The 3,585-nt window shown below is 63.2% G+C and carries 3 protein-coding genes; 2 read left to right on the top strand and 1 reads right to left on the bottom strand.

Features of this window, described 5'->3' with window-relative positions:
- Positions 1-233: 233 nt before the first annotated feature.
- Positions 234-572, bottom strand: coding sequence for a helix-turn-helix domain-containing protein (locus DRV96_RS17560; RefSeq protein WP_210757100.1), 339 nt, complete (start codon positions 570-572; stop codon positions 234-236).
- Between the two features lie 29 nt (positions 573-601).
- On the opposite strand from DRV96_RS17560, the gene DRV96_RS17555 reads away from it, so the two are divergent.
- Complete coding sequence (locus tag DRV96_RS17555; RefSeq protein WP_119293554.1) at positions 602-1,219, top strand: hypothetical protein; 618 nt, start codon at positions 602-604, stop codon at positions 1,217-1,219.
- A 32-nt stretch (positions 1,220-1,251) separates the two neighbouring features.
- Positions 1,252-2,364, top strand: coding sequence for an AAA family ATPase (locus DRV96_RS17550; RefSeq protein WP_162911134.1), 1,113 nt, complete (start codon positions 1,252-1,254; stop codon positions 2,362-2,364).
- The last annotated feature ends 1,221 nt before the right edge of the window (positions 2,365-3,585 follow it).

Below are 3,585 nucleotides of genomic sequence, written 5' to 3'. Positions count from 1 at the left end.
CAGAACTCCCAGAAACTGCGGCCTATTGGATTCGTTGCTGGGAGTTCGCGCCATCGGAATTCACCCCGCAAAGCCAGTGTTCATGCGGGTTGCGGGGGTTTTGCAGGGCCGACCAATTAGCGCTCTTCAGTCGGCTAATGGCATTGCCTGGCGCTGGCAGGTCGAATTCCAGAGGCGAATTCGGCATCGGAATCAGCAATTTGGCATCCAGTACGAGGGTTCGAACGCAAGGGTCACGGATTCAGGACATAGACAAGCAGATCGCCGACCTGGCAACCAAAGAACCTGCACAGACTGTCGACGCTCGAGATGCTGGCGTTGTATCCCCGAATGTTCAGCATGCGCGAAAGGGTCGCCTTGTGTATTCCTGTGGCTTGTGCGACGTCCTGCCACTCGATTCTTCTGCCTTCGCGAAAGGCCTTTTCTGAGAGCAGCTCGGTAAGGCGGAAGCGAATCACTGGCGTCTCCTGATGCGCGGCCAGCTGCCGCGCAGACCGATTATGCGTTCGCACCGCTGTTGCGTGCATGCAACGAACGATAGATGCACCGCCCGTCAGCTTGTTGAATTGCATATATGCGTTCTACAGTGCGTTTGCGTTATATGACGCTCAAGCATCAAACCTCAAGCCAGAAAGGGACAGCCATCATGTTTGCCGCCAGCCTTGCCCATACCCGATACCCCTTCGCTCCGCCTGCCCGCCGTTTCAGCCCGGGAGGCAGGACGAAGAACCGAGTTCTCGGCACGCAGCTCGCCGAGCCCGGATTCAACCCCGCGATCACCCCGGACATCAGGCGGCTTCTCGAGCTGTCGTGGGCTGCCGGGTTCGCGGACGGGGAAGCATGCATCACGATCGCAAAGACGCAGCTCAAGGACCGCACGAAGCCCACGTACCGACTCGTCCTCACGCTCAACCAGAACCACGCCGGATCGTTGACGCGCTTTGCTGAAGCGGTCGGCGTCCGACCGCGCCTCTACAAGGTGCGGCGAACCTTGAGCATGAACCGCGACGCGTATGTGCTGAACATTTGCGATCAGCACGCTGTTCGTGTGCTCAAGTCCCTTCTGCCCTTTCTCGAGAGAAAGGCTCCGGAGGCGGAGATTGCGCTCATGGCCTACGACGAAGGAAGGTTCAACGTCCACCCTGGATCAAAGGGTCATCCTCCGCACATCTGGAAAATCCGCGAGTTCTTCTACCTGAAGCTCCAGCGCATGAAGTGACCGGAGTTTCGCCACTCAGCGTGGAGTCGCAGATGAGCACAAGACACATCTCCAGCTGCTCGGAGAACGCCCGGGGGCAGGCATCGCCGCGTCGTGCGGACCCCGATCTTGCCCGGCAGCTCCGGTGGATCGAGCAGTTCTCCGCTTCAGTCATGCCCGCCCCGGTTCTGCCACCTCAGAAGGCGACACCGCAAAGGCGCCTGTTTGACGAGGATAGGCTCGACGAGCAGATCGAATGGGCGTCACGGCTGACCGGCGAAGCCAGAGAAATGACCTTGCAGCGCCTGACCCGCGCCAGGCAACTCGGCTCGCAGCGGGTGGTTGCCACGGTGCCCGCCCCGGAAGTGCTTGCCGATCTCGATCGGCGATTTCCGAACTTCGCCGAAGTCACCGAGCTGGTCAGGATGCATCTGTCCCTGTGCCGCCTTGCAGTGGAGCCGGTCTTGCGATTGCCCCCGCTCCTCCTCGACGGACCGCCCGGTATCGGCAAGACCGTCTTCGCGAGGCAACTTTGCGCCGCACTCGGTGTGCCGCTGATCCCGCTCAGCGTGTCGACGCTTTCGGCCGATTTCTCGCTCGCGGGCCTCGACGCGAGCTACGCATCAGCCAAACCCGGCGTGGTCTGGGACGCACTCGATCAGCCCTGCATGTCGCCCATGGTGCTCCTGGACGAACTGGACAAGCTTCCTTCACGAGCAGACAGCGGCCTGGGCTGCCTCTACGCCTTGCTCGAGCGGCACTCGGCGAAGGAGTTCATCGACGAGGCGCTGCGGCTGCCGATCGATGCGTCGCATTTGCTCTGGATTGCAACCTGCAATGACGCCGATGCTGTCGAGCCGGCATTGCGATCCCGGTTTCAGCATGTTCGCGTCAAGGAGCCGACGCGTGAACAGCTTTGGGCCGTCATCCAAAGCGTTCACGAGGGTCTTCGCAGGGAGTCTGAGTGGGCCATCGCATTCGATGAGCGGCTCGACGAGGGCGTCGTCGCGAGGCTCGCGAGCATGAGTCCGCGCCAAATGCGTCAGGCCCTCGAGATCGCCCACGCCAAGGCGGCATGCCAAGGTCGGCGGCGCGTGCAACTTGCGGACCTGCCGGACCTTCGCGAACCCCGGAGGCGGGCGGTGGGGTTCATCAGCAGCAACTGACGGAGAAGCCAGGATGAGTCAAGCCAGCGGCTACAAGGAAGGACAGACGTCGGATCGTGGGGCAACCGCCTTCGCTCGGAGCATTCGTGAATGCATCGAGTTTGCAGGACAGCTGCCGCCGGGGTGGAGAGCCACCTACCTGTGCTGCATGAAGCGGCTGCGAGCGATGGACTGCAGGCAGCGGAGCGAGATCGTCGTGTCGCCCCCTATCGTCCGCGGCGACGGGATCGGCTTCCTTCATGTCGGGGCTGACAGGCCCGTTCTCGGAGTGCTCAGGAGAACCGAGGCGCGCATCGCCGCGTCGTGTGCCGACTGCGGGCGGGCGGGCAGATTGAGGCGGATCGGAGGCAAGACGACGCGGCTGTGCCCCGAGTGCTATGCACCTCGTGCGCTGCGGCTTGAGGCCGGGCTTGCCTTGAAGCGCCTGTCGACGGTGCAGGGAGCGCAACCGGCGGATGACGGAGCAGGTCTCGTGCTCACCCCGCGGCTGGTCCGAGCGCTGGGCCTTCCGTCGCAGACGTTCGAGTCCCACTCAGCGGACTGCGCGACGGGGCGCACGACTTCAAGCGACAGGCCGACTTCCGCAACGATGAAACTCGAGATCCTTGTGAAGGCGCTTGGGCCGGTCGTGCACGCGCGGGGCGCGCGAAGGGCGTTCGCTACTGTGTCGGGCTCTTGACGCGCATCGACGATTCATCCGGGCAGCCGATGCGCCTGTCGCCGGCCTGCGCGTGCTCCCGAGGGCTGGCTGAGTTCCTTCTCGCGCTGCCCAGTCACGGGAAGTCAGGTGCCGAGATATAGACAGGGCGGCGAGAAGGCGGCGGCCATTGGCGCTGAACTGACTGACCGATCAGCAGCAGGCAGCCCATGCTCAGCGAGAGGGCGTTCGGTGCTTGAGGCGATTGCGCAGCCCGGGCGGTCGTTCGCCGCCAAAGCAGCTGGCATCCACGAGATGGCCCCTTCAATGGCGCTGAAGGCACCCGCTCTGGAAACCTAGTACGTCGCAAGACGCTCTCTTGACGACCGTTGGCCCCGCAACCGAGGGGTCAGTAGACGGTGCACCCGCCGTTGGTCCAGGTGAAGTGGATGTCGCCATCGTTGCGGGTAGTCAGAACCCGGCGACTTAGTCGGCCCTGCAAAACCCCCGCAACCCGCATGAACACTGGCTTTGCGGGGTGAATGCCGATGGCGCGAACTCCCAGCAACGAATCCAATAGGCCG

This window comes from Azohydromonas sediminis (assembly GCF_003574675.1).
In the GTDB taxonomy this organism is placed as follows: Bacteria; Pseudomonadota; Gammaproteobacteria; order Burkholderiales; family Burkholderiaceae_C; genus Calidifontimicrobium; species Calidifontimicrobium sediminis.
Note: the sequence above shows the minus strand (reverse complement) of the source record. Positions and strands in the feature narration are given on the sequence as shown.